The organism is Treponema sp. R80B11-R83G3 (assembly GCF_054786115.1).
Map to the genome: position 1 here is coordinate 1 of NZ_BDHF01000192.1, position 1,572 is coordinate 1,572.

Annotated in this window: 2 protein-coding genes; both read right to left on the minus strand. The window is 42.4% G+C overall.

Going from position 1 to position 1,572, the window contains the following annotated elements; translation table 11 throughout:
* Nucleotides 1–527, minus strand: a 527-nt coding sequence (locus tag ACYVRH_RS12490; RefSeq protein ID WP_461257229.1) for a hypothetical protein, incomplete at its 3' end; no start/stop codon positions are given.
* A 113-nt stretch (nt 528–640) separates the two neighbouring features.
* A complete protein-coding gene (locus ACYVRH_RS12495) occupies nt 641–1,570 on the minus strand; it encodes a LysM peptidoglycan-binding domain-containing protein (protein WP_461257230.1) in 930 nt (309 codons plus the stop codon).
* Nucleotides 1,571–1,572: the final 2 nt, after the last annotated feature.

Here is a 1,572-nt window from a genome sequence, read left to right on the forward strand (position 1 = left end):
CGTAAAAACAGGGTAAGCCCTTCCGCGCCGGATTTAGTGTATTGAAAAGTTTTACCCAAATCATTTACCAATACGGGATAATCAATAAAAATATTGGGGAGCAGTTCCGGCCAATGGTCTTCAAATTGAAAAATACGGAAAAAATCCAGCGCTTCATTGTAACGCAGGCAGGAAACGGAATAATGCCCCCCAATGGCGGCCATTTCCCGTTCTGAAAAATTTATTCCTTTTTTTGCGCATTCACTTATGACAAACTGCATGGCTTCACTAAAAGACGCCGAGTTATTATCATGGCTAAAAAAGAACGAAAGCATCTTCTCTTTGTCAGGATCGGATACGATATTAAAAGCTTCCGCCCAAAAACCGCGCAATTCGCCCCGGACGATTTCCATTGTTTTATGGGGAATCTCCGCGCCCTCTGCCATTAAAACCGCAAGTTTTTCAGCCGCCGCCCGCCTTATATATTCATTGGGACTTGTAAGAGATCTTTCAAACAGTTTGATTTTTTCAGAAATAGAATCATTCAATAAACCAAAATAAAAATCACTTGGGTTAACTTGATTTTGAACCTGTGATGCGCAAGAGAAAATTAACAGAGAAACAAATAAAAAACCCGAAAATTTTAACAAACGAAACAACATTAATTCCTAGGAGGAATACGAATTGTTCTTCCTGATATAATCAAGTTGGGGTTTCTAATGTTATTATACTTCGCGATTCTGGGATAAAGCCAGGGATTACGGTAAAAAGCTTCCGCAATATCCCATAATGTATCACCCCAGCGAATCTTATAATTAACGCCCTCTCTTGGAATAGTCGTAGGAACCTTGTATGACATAACCGGCGCGTTACTCGTTCTTCCCGTCTGCCGCTGTTTAGGTTCAGGCGCGTTAACAGGCGCTTGAATCACGGGCGCGGGTTCGATTTTTTGCTGAACCGGCTCCGTCTGCTTAACAGGCTCGACCTGTTTAACAGGTTCCGGTTCTTTAACAGGCTCCCGCTTAACAAATTTTTCGGTTACCGTCTTGTCAATAAATGTCCGGATAACATCAAGGCCTCCATAGTAGAACAACCATCCCGCAAGAAGCCCCAAAAGAACCAATATGACAAGCAGAACAATAATCCACGACTTGGAAGAACTTTTTTGCCTTATTTTTTTAGCGTGTTGATACAGGCTTGAAGGCGGCTCTTCATTTGACTCAAGTTCAAAATCGGGAACGCCGGCATCCTGAGAAGTGGCATCCATAGATTTTAAGGAAACATTCAACATATAATGCTCGCCGCTTGAGCCGGTATCAAGATCAACGGCTTCGGCGGCAATTTCCCCGTTGGTGTCGGAGGAAATAACCATCTCTATAGAAGGATCTCCCTTGGGTTTTGGTTTAATATTTTCAACAACCAGACTGCCAATATACTGGGCGTCGGGCATTGTACTTGCCGGACTCCTGTAAAGATCAATCTGCACGCTAGGTTGATTGTCGTGAACTGTGGTAAGTATTATCCTCTTTTTTATTGAAGAATTCTCCTCCATTATGGGATAGAATTCTCCGTTGGCGATCTTAATGCCAATAT